The organism is Hymenobacter baengnokdamensis, assembly GCF_008728635.1.
In the GTDB taxonomy this organism is placed as follows: domain Bacteria; phylum Bacteroidota; class Bacteroidia; order Cytophagales; family Hymenobacteraceae; genus Hymenobacter; species Hymenobacter baengnokdamensis.
In genome coordinates this window covers 3,483,129-3,500,678 of record NZ_CP044285.1, presented here as the reverse complement: position 1 = coordinate 3,500,678, position 17,550 = coordinate 3,483,129, and the positions used below count along the sequence as shown (strand labels likewise).

Genomic DNA, 17,550 nt, shown 5'->3' with positions numbered 1-17,550 from the left:
TCGCTAAACGATGCCAAGCCGTTCTGCCACTTCCCCCGGCACGCGCACCGGCCGCCCGCTAGCCGCATCCAGCAGCACCCACTGCGTCTCAGCGGCGCAAAGTAGCTGCCCATCGGCCACGCGCTCGATGCGGGTGAGGCGCTTCGAGCTGGCCCCCTTCACATCAGCCACCCAGGTGCTGACGCGCAGCTCGTCGCCGGCGTAGGCCGAGCGCAGGTAGCGCACGCGGTGCTCCTGCACCACCCATATCTGGGGAGGCAGCTCGGCGGTGGGGGGGTAGAGGTGGTGCCAGTGGGCGGCAGCCACGTTCTGCACCCAGCGCACGTAGGCTACGTTGTTGGCGTGGCCGAGCTGGTCGATGTCGGAAGCCTCGACGGTAAAGGTGTGACTGTAAGCATACGTAGGGGCGGCGGGCGTGTCCATAAGTTTTTTTAAAGCATGGCGAAGTTCGGGAATTTTGTTTATCTTTGGCGCAACTCAAGGCCCTGTGGTGCTGTTCCGGTCCGCTCCGGTGTGTTCGCATCTTAGGTCCCCAGCTTTCCGCCGGGCTTTGACGACACCCCCAAATTTTTTTTATTATGCCGACCGGAACGGTAAAATTCTTCAATGAGACCAAAGGCTTTGGTTTCATCAAAAACGACGAAACGGGCCAAGATATCTTCGTGCACGTGACCGACCTCGTAGACGCTAAGTCGCTACAAGAAAAAGACAAAGTTCAGTACGAAGAAGCCCAAGGCCGTAAAGGCCCGAACGCGGTAAAGGTGTCGCTGCTCTAAGCAACCCACACTCTCGTGCTGCCGAAAAGCGCCTTCCCACGCGGGAAGGCGCTTTTTTGTGGCCCTGCCTGTAGCTTTACCTTTACCTGCTGGTCGTGCTGACCAAGCAAGCAGCTTAGGTAAGCACTGGCGCGAGTTTAGGCGAAGCCGTAACTCGTGCCTTGTTAGTTGTGGAGGTTGTACCTCCACTGCCGCGCCAGCGGCAAGCCGGAGCTGGGCCGCTAGTGCCGTTCGGCCAGCTCGTTCTGTGGGAGGCACAGCCTCCCCCGAAAAATAGGCGCGAGTTGCGGCTTCGCCTAAACTCGCGCCAGTGCTTGCGCCGGTCGTATAGGATGCGTCTCTACATGTGCCCTAGCCTGGCCAAAAGGATTTATGGCATCTCCATTAGCTTTTTTCAAATAAAATACGTACCTTTGCACCCGCATTTGAGAACGGTCCCATTGAGTGGCCGGGGTGGCCCGAAGTAAGAAGTTGGCTGCCGAGTAGTTTCCCGTTTTATCGGTCGTATTTTTTCCGCCTTGTCGTTAGTAGGAAGGTTGAGGGGGAAGAAGCGCCGCCGCTGTTGAGCCGGCTGTTTTCAGAGCGTAGTCTCATTCCCCCTTAGGCCACCCCGGTTTGGAAAACCAGGTGGCCTTGCAAACCTATTCCGTTCCGACATGGATACCGAGCAAGTAGAAAAAACCCCCGCAAAAACTACCGACAAGCCTAAGATTCGTTTTGACGAGCTGAATCTCTCGCCCGAAGTGCAGCGCGCCATCACCGAAATGGGCTACGAGGAAGCCTCGCCCATTCAGTCGGCCGCTATCCCTGTGCTGCTGGCTGGCAAAGACGTTATTGGCCAGGCCCAGACCGGCACCGGCAAGACGGCTGCCTTTGCCATTCCGGCTATTGAAGGCATTGACGGCGAAAGCCGTGACGTACAAGTAATTGTGCTGTGCCCAACGCGTGAGCTTGCGGTGCAGGTTTCGGGCGAAATCCAGAAGCTGGGCAAGTATAAGAAAGGCCTGGCCGTAGTGCCGATTTACGGCGGCTCGTCGTACGACCGGCAGTTCCGCGCCCTGGAGCGTGGCGTGCAGATTGTCATCGGCACGCCCGGCCGCGTGATGGACCACATCGAGCGCGGTACGCTGAAGCTCGACAAGGCCACTAAAATCATCCTCGACGAAGCCGACGAGATGCTCGACATGGGCTTCCGCGAGGATATCGAGTTTGTGCTCAGCAAGATGCCCGAGAATCGCCAGACGGTGTTCTTCTCGGCTACCATGAGCAAGCCGATTATGGACATGACCAAGAAGTACCAGCGCGACCCGCAGGTAGTGAAGGTCAACCATCAGCAAATGACGGTGACCAACATCGAGCAGAGCTACTTCGAGGTGCGCGGCCCGCAGAAGAAGGATGTGCTGACCCGCGTGATGGACATGTACAACCTGAAGTCGACTATCATCTTCGCCAATACGAAGCGGATGGTGGACGAGATTGTGGCCGACCTGCAAGCTAAAGGTTACTTTGCTGATGGCCTGCACGGCGATATGAGCCAGGCGCAGCGCCAGAATACCCTCGATAAATTCCGCAAAAACACGCTCGAAATCCTGGTAGCTACCGACGTAGCTGCCCGTGGTATCGACGTCGACAACGTGGAGGCCGTCTTCAACTACGACCTGCCGGCCGACGAGGAATACTACGTACACCGCATCGGCCGCACCGGCCGCGCCGGCAAGAATGGCCGCGCCTTCACCTTTGTGAGTGGCCGCGACATTTACAAGCTGCGCGACATCATGCGCTTCACCAAGGCGGATATTAAGCTAGCCCAGGTGCCCTCGTTTGCCGATGTATCGGAAGTAAAAACCACGCTTTTCCTGAACCAAATCAAGGAAGTGGTGGAGAAGGGAAACCTGGATAAGTACATCGGCCGCGTGCAGCGCCTGCTCGACCAGAGTGAGGAAATTACGTCGCTCGACATCGCTGCTGCGCTGCTCAAGATGAACATGAAGGAGGACAAGCGCAACGAGCAAAGCCTTGATGCCAGCCGCGAAAAAGGAGCAAGCCGCCTCGGCTACACGCGCCTCTTTATCAGCATGGGCAAGAAGGACCGCCTGCACCCCCGCGACGTAGTGGAGTTGATTGCGGAAGGCACTAACCTGCCCGGCAACAAAGTAGGCGACATCGCGCTCTACGACAAGTTCAGCTTTGTAGAAGTACCGAACGAGTTTGCTGAGGAGATTGTGGGCCAGCTGGGTCGTAGCAGTATTCAGGGCCAGCCCGTTACGTTCAGCATCGCCACGCCGGTACAGGATGCCGCTGCCAAAGAAGAGGGCCTGAACCGCCCCGAGCGCCGCGAAGGTGGCTTCGGCGGTGAGCGTCGGGGCGGCTTCGGCGGCGGCGACCGCCGCGAAGGTGGCCGCCCGCCCTACGGTGGTGGCAACCGCGGCGGTAGCAGCTATGGCGGTGGCGAGCGTCGCGAAGGCGGCAGCAGCTACGGCGGTGGCTACAAAGGTGGTCAGGGGGGCAGTAGCTCCTACGGCGGCAACAAAGGTGGCAGCAGCTACGGCGGCGACCGTGGTGGCAGCAGCCAGGGCGGTGGCTACCAGCGTGGTGGCTACAAAGGCGGCCAGGGCGGCGGTAGCTCCTACGGCGGCAACAAGGGCGGCTACGGTGGCAAGCGTGAGAGCTTCGACGAATAAGGCCCACTGACCACTACGCGACGACCAAAAACGTGGGTCGTCGTGTAGTGGTCAGTTAAATAAGAAAGCCTCACCGGATTATTCCGGTGAGGCTTTCTTATTTAACTGACTCTAACTTCAGCGTAGCGCAGCCCCTGTACGCTGCTACTTAGGCTCCTGCTTGGACTGGTCGGTTACTTCGGGGCGCATCTGCGGGAAGAACAGCACGTCCTGAATTGAGTGTGAGTTGGTCATAATCATGCTCAGGCGGTCGATGCCGATGCCCAGGCCCGCCGTGGGCGGCATCCCGTACTCAAGGGCCCGCAGGAAGTCCTCGTCGAGCACCATGGCCTCGGTGTCGCCGCGCTTGCCCAGCTCCAGCTGGTCTTCGAAGCGCTTGCGCTGGTCGATGGGGTCGTTGAGCTCCGAGAAGGCGTTGCAGATTTCCTTGCCGTTGCAAATCGCCTCGAAGCGCTCCACCAGGCCGGGGTGGTCGCGGTGCTTTTTAGCCAGCGGCGACATCTCCACCGGGTAGTCGGTGATAAAGGTGGGCTGGATAAGCTTGGGCTCGACGTGCTCGCCAAAAATCTCGTCGATAATTTTTGATTTACCCATGCTGGGGTCAAGGCCCACTTTGAGCCTGGCGGCAGTTTCGCGCAGGGCGGCTTCGTCCATCTCGCCGATGGCCGCGCCGGTAAACTTCTCGATGGCCTCAAACATGGTGTAGCGCTGCCAGGGCCGCTGAAAGTTGATGAGGTTGTCGCCTACCTGCACCTCCGTTTTGCCGTGCAGGGCCAGGGCCACGCGCTCCACCATTTCCTCCACCAGGTCCATCATCCAGGCGTAGTCCTTGTAGGCCACGTACAGCTCCATCTGGGTGAACTCGGGGTTGTGAAACCGGCTCATGCCCTCGTTGCGGAAGTCCTTCGAGAACTCGTACACGCCGTCGAAGCCGCCAACTATTAGTCTTTTTAAATATAGTTCATTTGCTATACGAAGGTACAGCGTCATGTCCAGCGTATTGTGGTGGGTGGTGAACGGACGAGCCGCCGCACCGCCATACAAAGGCTGCAAAATCGGGGTTTCTACTTCCAGGTAGCCTTTGTCGTTCAGGTAGTTGCGCATGGCCTGCACCAACTGCGTGCGCTTGATGAACGTGTCGCGCACCTGGGGGTTCACCACCATATCCACGTAGCGCTGGCGGTAGCGCTGCTCGGGGTCGGTGAAGGCGTCGTAGGTTGTTTCGATGCCCGTTTCCTCATCTTTCACGCGGCGAACCACGGGCAGCGGGCGCAGGGCTTTAGCCAGCAGGGTCAGCTCCGTTACGTGGATAGACGTTTCGCCGACCTGGGTCTTGAATACATGACCTTTCACGCCGATAAAGTCCCCCAAATCGAGCAGCTTCTTGAACACGACATTGTAGAGCGTTTTGTCGTCGCCGGGGCAAATTTCGTCGCGGTTGACGTAGAGCTGAATGCGGCCCGACGAGTCCATCAGCTCCGCAAACGAAGCTTTGCCCATTACCCGCACCGACATGAGGCGACCGGCCAGCGCTACTTCCTGAAAATTATTCAGCTCCGGATGATAATTGTCGTGGATTTCCTGGGCTGAGAAATTAACGTCGAATAACTCCGATGGGAAAGGCTCGATGCCCAGGGCGCGCAACTCGTCGAGCTTGTGACGGCGCAGGATTTCTTGTTCGCTCAAATGGACCACTGATTAGCACGGATTTTAGCGGATTGCACGGATTTTGTGGACGGTTAAATCCAAGCTCGTGCGGCTGCCCGGGCCGGCTGCGGGCAGTCGGGAGGGAGGGCGTTTTCCGCTGTGTGAAAAGTAAAATTGAGCTGCAAAAGTACGGCCCAAAAAAAGCCGCCCCGAATGAGGCGGCTTTTTTGGTAGCTTAATCGTTCACAAAATCCGTGTAATCCGCTAAAATCCGTGCTAATCAGTGGTCTAGGCGGCCATTTTCAGCTCCGGCTCCGGCTCGATACCGAGCAGGGTGGGCTGCACCCGCGTGCGCAGGCGCTCCTGCACAAAGCTGTGCTGCAAGTGAGTGGGCAACTCGCGCACCAGCTGCTCGTAGCGCTCCAGGCCCAGCGCCTTGGCCACGTAGGTTTCGTGAATACCGTTGAGATAGCTCACAATGCTCAGCAACGAGCTGTGAAACAGGCGGAAGTCGATGTCGGCCTCCACGTAGCGCTCAATCTCGCGGCTGCTCTGCGAGATGCGCAGGCGACCCAGCAGGTCGAAAATGGTAGTATAGCCCAGGCGCCAGGTAACCTGCTGCCAGTGCGCGGCGGTCCACTTGTCGAGGGGCTTGCCGGTTTTCTGGCTGCGAATAGCCGTGTTCGGGTTAGCCTGCACCTGCTGGCGCACGCTGATGGCTTTCTGCTTGCGCGTAGTGCGCAAAAACTGCCCAATCTGGGCCTGGGCATCAATCTCCTGCGAAGCAATGTGCAGCCCGGCCTTATAGCCGGCCAGCGGCAGGCGGTGAATGCTGAAGTCGCCATAAGCTCCGGCCGCGTAAAACGAAACCGGGCGCGGATAAGCATTCTTCACCACCAGGCGCCCCACTTCGCGGCGAACAACCTGCTCATTGGTAGAGCGCACGCCGGTGGTAAACAGGAAAGCCTGCAAGCCGGCTAAAATAGTGTGGTAAGCCTGCGGGAAGGTCCAGTGCAAGGCATTGCGCAGGAAATTCTCGTCACCCAACTCGGCCGTAGCGCGGAGCGCATACTCGGTGCTCCAGCACGAATGCAGCAGCTTAGTGAGGGAAGTTACCTCGCCTTCGCTTAGCTGGGCCTGGTGCTGGCGGAAATAAGGGAGGTTAGCGAGGCCGCCCAACGGGCTGTCCCCTTCCTCAATGTGGTAGCTCAGAGCAAAGAAATAGTTGAGAAATACCTGGGCCGGTATCGAGCGGCGCCAGGCTTCATCGGCCAGGCGCTGCTGCTCCTGCTCTTCAGGCGTGAGCAGGGCTTCAGCCGGCGAAACGTTCATCACCGGAGCCGGATACGTCTCGGCCGGAATGAGCGGGATAATGCGGGTTTCGGTTTTCGTTGTCATACCAGATAAACTATCGGTCAATGATTTTAGTTGCACGTTTGCTAATAAAATTAAGGGTGATTTGCTAAAAAAATTAGTGGCAGGCAAAGCCCGGGTTTTTCTGCCTCCCGGGCGGGGAAAGCTTACGAAGCAATACCCCAAAGGCTCGTGAGCCCACCTAGCCCCGCCGGCGCAGCACACAAAAAAAGCTCCTGAGCCAGCGGCTCAGGAGCTTGCAGTAAGGCAGGCGGTTTGCAGGTGTTATTGCCCGACCAAATCCGTCTTGGCTTTCCTTAATGTTGTTCGTCTTTGATAACAGCTACTGCCTCGCCCAGGGTGATATCCTTATTCAGGCCGCGGGTAAAGCGCATCGAGCGGTTCACTTTTACTGAGTCGCCACCGAGGGCCTGGCGGTCGGCTGAGAGGGGCACGAGCGCCAGCGGCGTTGCCGTTTTCTGAATAGTATCGTACTTGTCCGACTCAGCTTTCAGCTGGTGCTGCATCGCGCGGAACTTGTCGAGCTTGAGCGAAACCACCGTTTCATCTTTCCGCTTGCGCAGGCTCTGCACCAGCTCGGTCATCTGCTGGAAGGCCGGGTTGGCCGCTACGCGCGCCTTGCTGTTGGCCTGGAGCTTGGCATAGTTCGGCTGGTCATCCCAGGGGCGGTAGGCGGCCGGCTTGATTTCATCCCATTTCAACGGGTAGTCCGACTCCTTTTCGCCCTGGTCAAGATACGAGAGCACATCGGGCAGCACGATATCGGAAGCCACGCCTTTAAACTGCGTGGAGCCGCCCGTAACGCGATAGAATTTCTGCATCGTGAACTTGAGCGAGCCAAAAGGCTTGAGGCTACTCAGCTCCGAAGGCAGCGTTTCGTCGAGGTCGATGATACGCTGCACGGTACCCTTGCCATAGGTGCTGGCCGAGCCCATGATAATGCCGCGCTTGTAATCCTGAATGGCTGCCGCCAGAATCTCGGAAGCCGAGGCGCTGTACTTGTTTACCAGTACCACGAGCGGGCCGCTATACTGCACGCGCGGGTCTTTATCGTTGAGCACCTGCGTCATACCCTGGCTGGAGCGTACCTGCACCATGGGGCCGCTGGGCATAAACAGCCCGGCCATTTCCACGGCATCATTGAGCGAGCCGCCGCCGTTGGAGCGCAAGTCGAAGATGACACCCTTAACCCCTTCGGCCGTAAGCTTGGCGAGTTCCTTCTTGACGTCGGCCGCCGAAGAGCGGCCGCCGTTGTCGTTGAAGTCAGCATAGAATGCCGGCAGGCGCAGGTAGCCGATTTTTACGCCGCTTGGGTCGTTGATAACCGCCGACTGCGCATAAGTGTCTTCTACCACCACCACATCGCGAACGATGGGAATAACCTTGGTTGAGCCGTCGGCCTTTTTAACAGTCAGGCGCACTTCCGAGCCTTTCTTGCCCCGGATAAGCGTCACGGCCTTGCTGGTATGCCAGCCCTCAATGCTCACGGGCTCGTCGGCGCCCTGCGCAACGCGCAAGATGGCATCCCCCTTTTTCAGCTCACCCTGGCGATAGGAAGCCGAGCCAGGCACAATATCTTCAATATATATCAGGCCATCCTTTTCGCGCAGCGTAGCCCCAATGCCCTCAAAGCGACCAGTGAGCTGAATGTCAAACTCCTGCTTTTCGCGGGGCGCAAAATACTCGGTGTGCGGGTCGTAGGTATTGGCAATTACATTAGCGTAGTTGGTGAGTACATCATTAGTATCGGGCTGGTCAGCAAACTGCTCGTCGTAGTATTTGAGCACGCGCTTGCGGGCTTCTACTTCCATCTGAGCGGGCGTGCGGTCGGGCTCGGCGGTAGCAGGCTCCTTAGCCAGGCTGGCTACGCGAGCCCGGTCGTGGCGCTTGTCCTGCTCGTCCATCATCTCGGTTACGCGCGTCAGCGTCTCATACTTGAGCAGCTTGCGCCACTGCTCGCGCTGGTCGGCGGCATTGGCCGGAAAGGCAGCCTTCTCAAAATCGGTCTGGATGCTTTCGTCGTTGTCGAAGGTAAAGGGCTGGGCCAGAATCTCGTGCGTGAGCGCCTGCATCTGCTTGCTCCGCTCAGCCATGAGCTTAGTGCTCAGGTCCAGAAACTCGTGGGTACCGCGCTTGGTCTCGTCGTCGATATCGGTCTGAAACTTCATCAGCTGCGCTATATCCGATTGCAGCAGAAATTTTTTACGATAATCTAAGCGCTTGATTGCCAGGTCAAATACTCGCTTGCTAAACGCGTCGTCAATGCGTTCGGGCTGGTAGTGCGCCTGCGAAAGGCCTTGCACAATAGTGCCAACCAGTACCTGCTCTTTGCCAGGTACTGCCTGGGGGCCGCTGTGCTCGTAAAAGCGATAAGACGCCAACCCAAATACGGCGGCTACCAGGCCGGCGTAAGAGCTAATTTTGAGGCGGGGGGAAAACATTCAGAAGATAATTAGAAGAAGGCCAAATGTAGGGTCCAGGCAGCAGCTAGTTGCACGGCGCTACCCTAAGTACGGTAAAAACGTCGGCAGGGACGCGAATAGTGCCTACTAATCGATACTTCCAGCCTAATAGCCGATAAGCAGGCAATGTTTAGCTTTTGCGCCTTGCCAGTAGCTTATCCATAACCCGGCGCTGAGGAGTGCTGGCATCAGCTCGGTTAGTAATAATGTATTAATTATAATATAAAATTATTCGCCCCCAACGCTAGGCGCAACTTGCCGGGCCGTGAGCGTAGCCCCCGCGCTGGCGGCAGCTACCAGCCCTACGGCCAGCCACTGCGGAGGTGTCAGGCGCTCGTGTAAAAAAAGAAGCCCGCAAAGGGCGGCCGCGGCGGGCTCGAGGCTCATTAAAATACTGAATGTGCGGCTGGAAAGCTGCTTTAGCGCATTCATTTCCAGCGTAAACGGCAACGCGCTCGAAAGGATGGCCAGCGCGGTGCCCGCTACCAGCAGGCGCGGCGTGAGCGCGGCGTAGCCGCCCGCGGCCACGCTAAACGGCAGAATAACGAGCGAGGCGAACACCATGCCTACGGCCACCCCCTGCGTTCCCGGCAGCACCTCGGCTACCCGCCCGCCCAGTACAATATACACGGCCCAGGCTCCGCCAGCCAGCAACGCAAATAGGATTCCGAGCGGGTCGAGTCCGCTGCCGCTCCAGGGGGCCAGCAGTGCAATGCCGGCCCCGGCCAGCACCACCCACAGCACATCGAGCCCCCGCCGTGAGCCCACCATGGCTACGGCCAGCGGCCCCACAAACTCCAAGGTAACCCCCAGGCCCAGCGGAATGCGGGCTAATGCACAGTAAAACAAAAAGTTCATGCAGCCCAGGGCCACGCCATAGGGTGCTACGGCCCGCCATTGGGCTGCCCGTAGCTGCCCCAGCCGCGGGCGCACCGCCACCAGCAGAATCAGCGCCGAAATGCCAATGCGCAGCCCTGCCGTACCCGCGGCCCCTACTACCGGAAAGAGCCCCTTGGCTATAGCGGCTCCGCCCTGCACGCTCACAATGGCGAGTAGCACGGAGGGCACCGGCGGGAAAGACCTGGAAGACAAGGAGGCCATAGATATAGCGTATAAAGTACTTACTTAACAAAAGTCCCTTCCTGCTCTCAGGAAGGGACTTTGAGATAAAATAACAGATTTTACTACTGCCTGATTTGCACAGCATTGCGGCACCAGTAGCCCGGTAAAGGCGGTAGCCATTGTAAGTGCTAGTCTGACAGGTTGGCGAGCCGCAAAGGTAAGTTGCGCTGGCTGGTGCAGTTTCAGAGTCGCTGTACAGTATGCCGAAACGGCGTTTAACGTTTAATAGCAGCGTCTGGAAAGGCAAGGCCGCTAGTAGCCCAGACCCCCGAAAACCATTAGTTGTGGGCAGGCCCACTGGCACCAACGCAGTGCCTATGCTTCCTGCTTTTTATCTAACCGGCTGAACGCCTTACCCCAGCCACATTTAAGCGTTGGGAGCAGTAAAATCTGCCGCAATCTTAGACAGAGCCTGCTCAGCCGCCAGTTCCTTTAGCAGCAGCTCTACCTCATCCTCGGAGCGCAGCAGGGCGCTTTGAGCCATATCCAGAATAGCCTGTGCGCGCTCGCGCTCTTCAGGAGTAGGTATTGCCCCTTGCAGTAGATAATCCAATAATTCCTGTTCGGTGCGCTGCAAATGCGTTAAAAGCTCCTGCTCATTTACAGCCGGGCCGCCCAGCGCCAGATAAAGGCGTACGCTACGGCGCAACTGGTCTTGCCACGATGCGCTATAAGTATGCGTTACAGAAACAGAAGTAGTATTGTAAGAATTCTCCATATTTTGTGCAAGGTACGATGCAAAGAAGCGTTTGGACAAAATTAGGAAATCGATTCATGCGATACTCATTCAGCAGGCTGTCTGGCAGGTCAAGCTGTGCCGAAAGCAGCGTAAAAAGTGCTGATTATCAAGATATTAAATGAAAAAAAGGCAATCAAGACAGTGCCGCTGGCCGTGCAGGTGCCAACAGCTCAAATAAGCAGGTTACCCAGGCTGGACACACTCGCTCAGCAGCTGCTATGTTAAATATATTATAGTAAAATATATATATTTAACGAGCCTATCTCATTGCCAGAACTGCTGGCGAGTCTTCCCAAATGGCAGTATGCTTCTTTGAAGAAGGCCCGTTTGACAATCGAGCCGCGGCAAATAGCAGTTTAGCTGCGCCGCGCGGCTTCTTGGTCCCGTTGCGGGGCGCCCCAGGCAGTAGTAAATACTTGATTAAGCCTTGACAGACAAGGTATTTGTAGTCTGGTTGCTAGTTAAGAAAGCCATTGCGCACTTGCTTGAGGCGGTGTTTGCGCTGCTCAGCATCTTCCTTTGCCTCGGCAATGTGAAAGTATGAAAAGGAGAAGTGTACAAAGGCATCGAAGCTAAGACTGGCTGTTACTTCCGGGGCTTCCTCGTGGAGCAACTCATATTCGGCAAGGTAGCTGCGGAGCAAATCCCGGCGATTGGCGTAGTGGTCGAACGATTTGCTGGCATCCATTTAGGCTAAGGAAAGAAGGAGCAGAACAGGCTAAAGAACAGCAGGTACACTGACTGCGACGTCTATCGTAAGAAACGACTGTTTGGTTCCGATAGTTAGGCAATATTAGCAGAATTTAAGGAAAAAGTAGTAAAAATGGCGAAAAGAGTTGAGTGGCCGACTTGACCAGGGTAGCCCACCCGGCAGAGTTGGTTTCCCCAAATGCCCATTGCTTTTGCCTAATGCCTTATTGGTAATGGGTTTGCGGGGCCTGCGTGTATATCGACGGGCAGATTATAGCCAGCTGTCGGGGCTCACGCCTTAATTTTGCATTATGCTGGTTCCGATAGAGCTCGAATCCCGGATTATTTCCTTTCGTACCGACCTGCAGGTAATGGTGGTGCGCTGGCATACGCATGCCTCCTTGGAAGTTGTGCAGGCCGATTATGCGCGAATGCTGCGTGGCGCTGTGGAAGCGGGAATGAATCATTGGCTGCTGGATGTACGGCGCCGCGAAAAAGTTGCGGTAGAGCTAAGCGCCTGGGTAACCAATAGCTTCTATCCGGAGGCCGTTGCGCGGCTGGCCCCGACGCGGCTGCGGATGGCGGTGCTTAGCTCCCCGGCTTTATTTGAAGTGTATCGGTCAGATGCCGAGCATAAAAAGTACGTAGCGTATGCCGTAGACCGGGAGCGTCCGTATGATATCGGCCTGTTCCACGATGAAGGAGAGGCGATGCAGTGGCTTTGCGCCCCCGACAGCACCCTTGACCGGTTGTGAGGTAGATAATGCCTCAGGAGGTCTTGGTTTTTGATTACCTCACGCAATTTTAAATGCGTGGCCTAACGCACATTACAGCAAGCAGATGCGCCATGGGAGCGCGGTATTGCCGAATGCTACTCCGCGTTTAAGTAGGCTAATGGTAATAAAATCCGATACGGCTATAGTTCCGTACGTTCCCTTATTCGTAAACCTTTAAGCAGTGTTCTATGAAAAGGCTGACATTCACGAAGCGAAGCAAGGTGGCTCCGGGTAAACCATCCCTGGCTCACCAGTTATGGCAGCGCATTAAGGCTTGTTCTCAGCTGGCACAACCGCCAACCTTTGCGCAGATTGTGGCCGAGTTCAACGGAACAAGGCAGCTTTCGAACTAATGCAGCGCGGGCGGATGTAGCGGGTAGTTGCCAACGCAGGAGAATTTGCTAGTAAGCTGTGCAATGAGGCTGCTTGTCAGCTACTTGCTCGGGCTGCCGTGACTATTAACTTATGCCTGTATGCCTGTGCTAGTAGTAAATGCGGGTATGACGCCACATTAAGGCCTGGCTCGATGCACACTCTGCGGTGAGTAGCTGCCGATCTCTACCTTAGCGCAGCTGCTACGCTAAGGTAGAGATCGGGCTGTCCGCTCGTCGTTCGCGTCACTCATTCTTCCTAAGCGCGTATAGCCGGCAGCACGCTATATACACTAATCTGATACTAGATTTGTTTTGGAGTCGTTGTACGGTAGCGCGGGCTTTTAGTCCGCGCTACTTGACCAGCCTTATCCTGATTCCGAAACTGCTTTAGGGGTATTCGAAGCCGCCACGCTCTACACGGCCGACGTGCTGCTGACGTTCAACAAGCGCCACAACCTGCTGCTGGGCATGTACGGCCCGGCCTCGAATATCAGCGAGGGCGAGTAGATAGAGGACTTGCTGCGCGGTGAGGATGCCGACGTGCTCGACGACATAGGCCTGCTGCTCGCCGCGATGGATGAGCAGGTAGCTGGTGCCGGCGCGGCTGGCAAGGAAGCTGAGCCCGAATACCCCATCGTGGCTGAGTTCAGCGAGAAGTACACGGCCTTTGTCATTGTGTGCCGCAATGAGATTGACGAAAACAACGTGCGCGAACTGCTGGGCGTGGACAAACGCCAGAGTTACAAGAGCCAGGAAGTAGGCCAGACCCACGTAATCGACGCCAAAGCGTTTGCCGAGCGATGCACGTTGAAGTAGGCATTCCCTCGCACAAGCGGGCCGGGCGTATCGCTACCCTCGGTCTGCTGCCCTCGGCCATCGTGTGCATCGCCGAGAGCCAGGCGGCCGAGTACCGCGCCGCGCACCCGGGCGCGCAGCTGGTGACGCACCCCGACAGCGTGGTGGGTCTGCAAGCCAAGCGCAACTGGATGTACCAGCACTTTGGCAACCTGCTCATGGTCGATGACGACTTGACTGACTTTCGCCGGCTCTACCTGCCCGCTGGTGAGCCGGTGAGCGTGAAGGAGGAGGCCCGTAGTCCATCATCAACGAGACGGCCTACGCAGCCAAGCAATCGGGCTCGTTTCTGTTCTGGTTTAATAGCAACCCCTGTAGTACTCCCCAAAAGTTGGACAGTTCAGGCGGGCTATCTTAGTCAAATCCATGAGTCCCAAACGCACCCGCCGTCGCTACACGGCCGAGTTTAAAGCTGAGGTGGCGCTGGCCGCGCTCACCGAGCGCCAGCCCCTGGCCGAGTTGGCGGCCCACTACCAGCTGGCCCCAGCCCAAATCAGTCGCTGGAAGCTGCAGCTATGCCAGCAGGCCGCTCAGGTCTTTGCCGAAGCGCCCGCGCCCGCCGCACCAGCCCCGGACGTAGAGCCCCTGTACGCCGCCATCGGCCGGCTGCAGATGGAAAATGCGCTGCTAAAAAAAACGCTGGGGCCATGTCAGTAGCCCAGCAGCGCGCTGGTTAACCAGACCGACCCGGCCAGTTCAGTGCAGGCCCGCTGCCAGGCCCTGGGCCTCTCGCGCAGCAGCTTCTACTACCAGCTCTGCGGGGAAAGTGCCTATAACCTGGAGTTGATGCGCCTGCTCGAGGAGGAGTTTACGCAGCGTAATTTCAAAGGTGTGCGCGGCCTACGCGACCACCTGCGCCTGGCCGGCCACCTTGTCAACGAAAAGCGCGTGCGGCGGCTCGTGCGCCTGATGGGCCACGAGCCGGTCTATCCTAAGCCGCGGTTAAGCATTCCTGGTCAGGGTGTTACCCCCTATCCCTATCTGCTGCGCGAGCGCCCGGCCACCGCGCCCAACGAGGTCTTGGTGCCGCCGGGGCGGCACTTTGAGCACGGACATCACCTACGTGCCCATGGCCAAGGGCTTCCTGTATCTGGCCGCCGTGCTCGACTGGCACTCGCGCTATGTACTCAGTTGGCAGCTCTCCAACACGCTCGATGTGGACTTCTGCCTGCGGGCCCTAGCCGATGCGCTGCGGGTGGCCCCGGCCCCGCATATCTTCAACTCCGACCAGGGTAGCCAGTTTACCAGCTTGGCCTATGAGCAGGCCCTGCTTCAAGCTGGCTGCCGCATCAGCCGCGATGGTCGGGGCCGCGCCACCGACAACGCTTTCATTGAGCGCCTCTGGCGCACGGTCAAGTGGGAGCATATTTACCTCAATCCCGCCGACGATGGCCACCACCTCCATCACCAATTGCAGACGTACTTTGCCTACTACAACCACCGCCGACCACATCAAAGTCTGGAGGGCCAAACTCCCGCCCAGGTCTTCGCTCAACCTTCGTTTATCCAAGCATAAGCATATTATTTAACAAGCCCCGCTAAACTGTCCAGTTTTTGGGGAGTAGTACACTGGACCTGTACACGGATTATTTGCTGAGTTCGACGGGCCCGACCACGGCTACGGGCTTGTCGCGGCTGTTGGACGGGGCGTTGAGCCACGACCACGTCACGCGCTGGCTGAGCCAGGCCAGCTACGGCCCGGCCGATATCTGGCGGCAGGCCAAGCCGCTGATTCGCCAGGCCGAGGCCCGGCGGCCTGTCGACGAGTTCGCGGTGCTCATCGTGGACGATTCGGTGCTGGAAAAGGCCCACACCGACGCCAATGAGCTGATGTGCACCCATTGGGACCACAGCCAGCAGCGCTATGTCAAGGGGCTGAATTTCGTCACGCTGCTCTACCAGGCCGGCGAGCTGGCCCTGCCCATCGCCGTCGAGCTGGTGCGCAAAACCGTGCCCGTCTACCACCCCAAGACCCAGAAAACCAGCTACCAGAGTCCGTTTACCAAGAACGAGTACCTGCAGCAGATGCTGCGCGTGGCCCAGCAACAGGTGGCCTACCGCTACCTGCTGGCGGATTCCTGGTACGCTTCAGCCGAGAACATGTGCCTGGTGCGGGCGCTGGGCCATCAGTTCGTTTTTGCCCTGGAAAGCAGCCGCACCGTGGCCCTGAGCGAAGCCGACCGGGCGCAAGGCCGGTTTCAGGCCGTGCAGTCGCTGGTCTTTGCCGATGCGCAGCCCGTGCGGGTCTATTTGCGCTCCGTCCAAGCGGCGGTGCTCGTGCGCAGACAAGTCTTTACAAACCAGGACGGGAGCCAGGGCATGTTGTATCTGGTCAGCAGCGACACCGACCTGACACAAGCCCAACTGACCACGATTTACCAGAGCCGGTGGCGAGTGGAAGAATATCATAAGTCGCTCAAACAGAATGCCTCCATGGGCAAGGCGCCCACCAAAACCGTGCCCACGCAGGCCACCCATTTCTTTGCCGCCGTGTTGGCTTACACCAAGCTCGAAGTGCTCAAGCTCAAGTGCGGCCTCGGTCATTTTCGCCTCAAAGCCCAACTCTATACCGTGGGCCTGAAAGCCATGTACCACCAACTCGGTCAACTTCGTGCGTAACATCAGATTCTAATAAGAATGCAATGCCCCTGAGTATCTGGGCTACAAGGCTATTATTCTTTCGTAAATACTAGCGTTACACCGGTTGCCGGGCTAGAGAATGTGCTTTTGAGTTCGTATCCATTTTCATAAATATTTGCTATTGCATGTTGATATATTTCGCCAGAATCAACAAGCTTTTTTTTCTCGCTAAGCAAAGAAGGACCTATTGCATCCAGGATCTCACTCTTTCCATCGGGATAGATAATGGCCAGATACTCGATGCCAATTCGCACTACCAAGACCTGAGGCGCTCTCGTCTGGGCCATCACTGGCGAAGTACTAAGTGAGAATAGGAATGCGCCAATAAGAAGTAGTTTTTTCATAGTGGTAAAGATAATGCCTCACCTCAAACTCATATCTGCTTATTGCAGGTTTAAAGTCGTTCATACTACCTGCCACCAGGGGCTTTTTGCTGCCATTTTTTTGTGGATAAATAATCCATTTTTCTTTCAAAAAAGGTTGTTAAAATTTCTGTAAATCGTTCTTTATCAAGAATATTACAGTATCAACATCACCCCTTAACAACCTCACAATGAGCACCCAAATTCAAGTCAGGGTGGTTTCTTCAGCCGCGCTGGGCAGAGTATCAAGCATTACGCGACTGGTGGCCGCATCAATGCCCGCGCCGGCGTGGCCGACGTTGGGCAGCGTCACTCGGGCGGTGGTATCCGGATGGTGGACGGGGCCACCGGTGAGCACCTGGGCGAGTGGGAGAAAGGCGAGGCCTACATGATTCTCTCCCGCGACACCTACGCCAACAACAAGCACCTGGTCGATGAGCTGATTGATACCAGCCTGTATCGGGGCGGGGCACCGGTGCGGCCCAAGCCCGGCTACTTTGCCGATGGGGGAGTAGGTGGTACCGGCGCGGTACCGTCGGTGGCCGGGGCATCGGCCAGTGGCCAGGAGTTGATACGAGCCGTCGAGCGGGTGGAAGATGCGGTGCGCGCCCTGCCCAGCCGCCAGTATATCGGCTGGGACCAGACGGATACCGCCGCTATTGAGCTGGAGCTAAACTACCGGGCCCAGGACCGCGAGCATGCCGCAATCCGGTAACGGCTTGCCACCCTTTTTGCCACCCTTTTCAGTTTGGACAAAGAAAAAGGCCATTTCCGAGCTGGAAATGGCCTTTTTGCAAACGATTCGCGGTCTGGACGGGACTCGAACCCGCGACCTCCGCCGTGACAGGGCGGCATTCTAACCAACTGAACTACCAAACCGTTTGCTAAAACAGAAAGCATGTCGCTTTTCCGTTTTGGTGATACAAAGGTAGGGCAAGGGAAAACGTTTCCACAAGCAACGGGCCAAAAAAAGCGGGTGTTTGGGGATTGTACAGGCGTTGAGGCTTGTTTTTCAAGGGGATTAATTTTTGATGGCGGCTAGTGTGGGTTTG

The 17,550-nt window shown here is 57.2% G+C and carries 17 protein-coding genes, 1 tRNA gene and 1 pseudogene; 10 read left to right on the top strand and 9 right to left on the bottom strand.

All coding sequences use genetic code 11. From position 1 onward, the window contains the following. Positions 1-3 precede the first annotated feature (3 nt). On the bottom strand, positions 4-423 hold the full coding sequence (locus tag F6X24_RS14965; protein WP_151088787.1) for an acyl-CoA thioesterase: 420 nt from the start codon (positions 421-423) through the stop codon (positions 4-6). Positions 424-578: 155 nt separating this feature from the next. Here F6X24_RS14965 and F6X24_RS14960 point away from each other — a divergent pair, with 155 nt between their 5' ends. Both F6X24_RS14960 and F6X24_RS14955 read left to right on the top strand, forming a co-directional pair. Beyond that, positions 579-776: a cold-shock protein gene (locus F6X24_RS14960; RefSeq protein ID WP_151088786.1), complete on the top strand. Its 198-nt coding sequence runs from the start codon at positions 579-581 to the stop codon at positions 774-776. A gap of 656 nt (positions 777-1,432) precedes the next feature. After that, the gene (locus F6X24_RS14955) at positions 1,433-3,457 is read left to right on the top strand and encodes a DEAD/DEAH box helicase (protein WP_151088785.1); all 2,025 of its coding nucleotides are present in this window, start codon (positions 1,433-1,435) and stop codon (positions 3,455-3,457) included. 144 nt (positions 3,458-3,601) lie between these two features. Here the strand turns inward: F6X24_RS14955 and lysS are convergent, their stop codons facing one another. The 6 genes from lysS to F6X24_RS14925 all read right to left on the bottom strand — a co-directional run bounded on the left by lysS (position 3,602) and on the right by F6X24_RS14925 (position 11,489). Next, positions 3,602-5,152: a lysine--tRNA ligase gene (gene lysS / locus F6X24_RS14950; RefSeq protein ID WP_151088784.1), complete on the bottom strand. Its 1,551-nt coding sequence runs from the start codon at positions 5,150-5,152 to the stop codon at positions 3,602-3,604. A 240-nt stretch (positions 5,153-5,392) separates the two neighbouring features. Continuing rightward, a complete protein-coding gene (locus tag F6X24_RS14945; RefSeq protein WP_229725131.1) occupies positions 5,393-6,502 on the bottom strand; it encodes a hypothetical protein in 1,110 nt (369 codons plus the stop codon). Positions 6,503-6,774: 272 nt separating this feature from the next. Then, positions 6,775-8,919 carry a carboxy terminal-processing peptidase gene (locus tag F6X24_RS14940; RefSeq protein ID WP_151088783.1) on the bottom strand — a complete coding sequence of 715 codons (2,145 nt, stop codon included), beginning with the start codon at positions 8,917-8,919 and terminating at the stop codon, positions 6,775-6,777. A 249-nt stretch (positions 8,920-9,168) separates the two neighbouring features. Next, a complete protein-coding gene (locus tag F6X24_RS14935) occupies positions 9,169-10,041 on the bottom strand; it encodes an EamA family transporter (protein WP_151088782.1) in 873 nt (290 codons plus the stop codon). 388 nt (positions 10,042-10,429) lie between these two features. Continuing rightward, positions 10,430-10,819 carry a hypothetical protein gene (locus tag F6X24_RS14930; protein ID WP_151088781.1) on the bottom strand — a complete coding sequence of 130 codons (390 nt, stop codon included), beginning with the start codon at positions 10,817-10,819 and terminating at the stop codon, positions 10,430-10,432. A gap of 439 nt (positions 10,820-11,258) precedes the next feature. Further along, complete coding sequence (locus tag F6X24_RS14925) at positions 11,259-11,489, bottom strand: hypothetical protein (RefSeq protein ID WP_151088780.1); 231 nt, start codon at positions 11,487-11,489, stop codon at positions 11,259-11,261. Between the two features lie 313 nt (positions 11,490-11,802). Between F6X24_RS14925 and F6X24_RS14920 the strand changes: the two genes are divergently transcribed. From F6X24_RS14920 to F6X24_RS14890, 7 genes and pseudogenes are all read left to right on the top strand, one after another. After that, positions 11,803-12,246, top strand: coding sequence for a hypothetical protein (locus F6X24_RS14920; RefSeq protein WP_151088779.1), 444 nt, complete (start codon positions 11,803-11,805; stop codon positions 12,244-12,246). A gap of 911 nt (positions 12,247-13,157) precedes the next feature. Then, the gene (locus F6X24_RS14915; protein ID WP_151088778.1) at positions 13,158-13,457 is read left to right on the top strand and encodes a hypothetical protein; all 300 of its coding nucleotides are present in this window, start codon (positions 13,158-13,160) and stop codon (positions 13,455-13,457) included. Then, positions 13,442-13,906, top strand: coding sequence for a GREB1-related protein (locus tag F6X24_RS14910; protein WP_151088777.1), 465 nt, complete (start codon positions 13,442-13,444; stop codon positions 13,904-13,906). Before F6X24_RS14915 ends, F6X24_RS14910 begins: the two co-directional genes overlap by 16 nt. Continuing rightward, positions 13,863-14,153 carry a transposase gene (locus F6X24_RS14905; RefSeq protein WP_151088776.1) on the top strand — a complete coding sequence of 97 codons (291 nt, stop codon included), beginning with the start codon at positions 13,863-13,865 and terminating at the stop codon, positions 14,151-14,153. Before F6X24_RS14910 ends, F6X24_RS14905 begins: the two co-directional genes overlap by 44 nt. A gap of 129 nt (positions 14,154-14,282) precedes the next feature. After that, positions 14,283-14,375, top strand: a pseudogene (locus tag F6X24_RS19490) (hypothetical protein); the annotation flags it as partial. Between the two features lie 163 nt (positions 14,376-14,538). Next, complete coding sequence (locus tag F6X24_RS19200) at positions 14,539-15,012, top strand: IS3 family transposase (RefSeq protein WP_229725129.1); 474 nt, start codon at positions 14,539-14,541, stop codon at positions 15,010-15,012. 38 nt (positions 15,013-15,050) lie between these two features. Then, a complete protein-coding gene (locus F6X24_RS14890) occupies positions 15,051-16,115 on the top strand; it encodes an IS701 family transposase (RefSeq protein ID WP_151088773.1) in 1,065 nt (354 codons plus the stop codon). A 53-nt stretch (positions 16,116-16,168) separates the two neighbouring features. Here the strand turns inward: F6X24_RS14890 and F6X24_RS14885 are convergent, their stop codons facing one another. Next, a complete protein-coding gene (locus F6X24_RS14885) occupies positions 16,169-16,480 on the bottom strand; it encodes a hypothetical protein (protein WP_151088772.1) in 312 nt (103 codons plus the stop codon). A gap of 307 nt (positions 16,481-16,787) precedes the next feature. Between F6X24_RS14885 and F6X24_RS14880 the strand changes: the two genes are divergently transcribed. After that, on the top strand, positions 16,788-17,213 hold the full coding sequence (locus tag F6X24_RS14880; RefSeq protein ID WP_151088771.1) for a hypothetical protein: 426 nt from the start codon (positions 16,788-16,790) through the stop codon (positions 17,211-17,213). Positions 17,214-17,303: 90 nt separating this feature from the next. On the opposite strand, the gene F6X24_RS14875 is transcribed toward F6X24_RS14880, so the two are convergent. Continuing rightward, a tRNA-Asp gene (locus F6X24_RS14875) sits at positions 17,304-17,377 on the bottom strand. Between the last annotated feature and the right edge of the window lie 173 nt (positions 17,378-17,550).

Excerpts from the sequence above, each read along its gene's own strand:
- F6X24_RS14960 (WP_151088786.1), top strand. The coding sequence starts at position 579 with ATGCCGACCGGAACGGTAAAATTCTTCAATGAGACCAAAGGCTTTGGT.
- F6X24_RS14965 (WP_151088787.1), bottom strand. The coding sequence starts at position 423 with ATGGACACGCCCGCCGCCCCTACGTATGCTTACAGTCACACCTTTACC.
- F6X24_RS14920 (WP_151088779.1), top strand. The coding sequence starts at position 11,803 with ATGCTGGTTCCGATAGAGCTCGAATCCCGGATTATTTCCTTTCGTACC.
- F6X24_RS14940 (WP_151088783.1), bottom strand. The coding sequence starts at position 8,919 with ATGTTTTCCCCCCGCCTCAAAATTAGCTCTTACGCCGGCCTGGTAGCC.
- F6X24_RS14925 (WP_151088780.1), bottom strand. The coding sequence starts at position 11,489 with ATGGATGCCAGCAAATCGTTCGACCACTACGCCAATCGCCGGGATTTG.
- F6X24_RS14955 (WP_151088785.1), top strand. The coding sequence starts at position 1,433 with ATGGATACCGAGCAAGTAGAAAAAACCCCCGCAAAAACTACCGACAAG.
- F6X24_RS14935 (WP_151088782.1), bottom strand. The coding sequence starts at position 10,041 with ATGGCCTCCTTGTCTTCCAGGTCTTTCCCGCCGGTGCCCTCCGTGCTA.
- F6X24_RS14945 (WP_229725131.1), bottom strand. The coding sequence starts at position 6,502 with ATGACAACGAAAACCGAAACCCGCATTATCCCGCTCATTCCGGCCGAG.
- F6X24_RS14885 (WP_151088772.1), bottom strand. The coding sequence starts at position 16,480 with ATGAAAAAACTACTTCTTATTGGCGCATTCCTATTCTCACTTAGTACT.
- F6X24_RS14905 (WP_151088776.1), top strand. The coding sequence starts at position 13,863 with ATGAGTCCCAAACGCACCCGCCGTCGCTACACGGCCGAGTTTAAAGCT.
- F6X24_RS14910 (WP_151088777.1), top strand. The coding sequence starts at position 13,442 with ATGCACGTTGAAGTAGGCATTCCCTCGCACAAGCGGGCCGGGCGTATC.